Source organism: Acinetobacter sp. 809848 (assembly GCF_000581275.1).
Classification (GTDB): Bacteria; Pseudomonadota; Gammaproteobacteria; order Pseudomonadales; family Moraxellaceae; genus Acinetobacter; species Acinetobacter pittii.
The window spans coordinates 1-377 of sequence record NZ_JEXG01000206.1; the positions used below are offsets into that span (position 1 = coordinate 1).

Consider the following 377-nt stretch of genomic DNA (forward strand, 5'->3'; position numbering starts at 1 on the left):
CAAGTCACCATTCGCAGCAACCTGAAATGCACCGAGTACTGCAATATCAAGGTGACCACCACGCATCATGGCAAATGAGTCGCCATGGTGGAAAAAGCTGCCGCCTTCAAGTATGGTCACAAACTCTTTACCCGCATTAATCAGTTCAGGATCTTCTTCACCTGCAGCTGGCGGTGGGCCAAAAGCCAATAGGCCATTTTCAGAATGAAGAAAAATATCTTTGTCATTCGGTAAGTAACTAGCGATCTTGGTTGGTAAGCCAATGCCTAGGTTTACATAGGCGCCATCGGGAATATCTTGTGCCACACGTTGTGCAATCTGGTCACGGCTGAGTTTCTGGTAGCTCATGTTATTTCTCCTTATTGCTTACTGTGCTG

Annotated in this window: 1 protein-coding gene; it reads right to left on the reverse strand. The window is 46.7% G+C overall.

The window, feature by feature from the left end; genetic code table 11:
* A partial coding sequence (locus tag J536_RS24800) for a CoA-transferase (protein WP_032064392.1) occupies nt 1-348 on the reverse strand: 348 nt, incomplete at its 3' end.
* Nucleotides 349-377 lie beyond the last annotated feature (29 nt).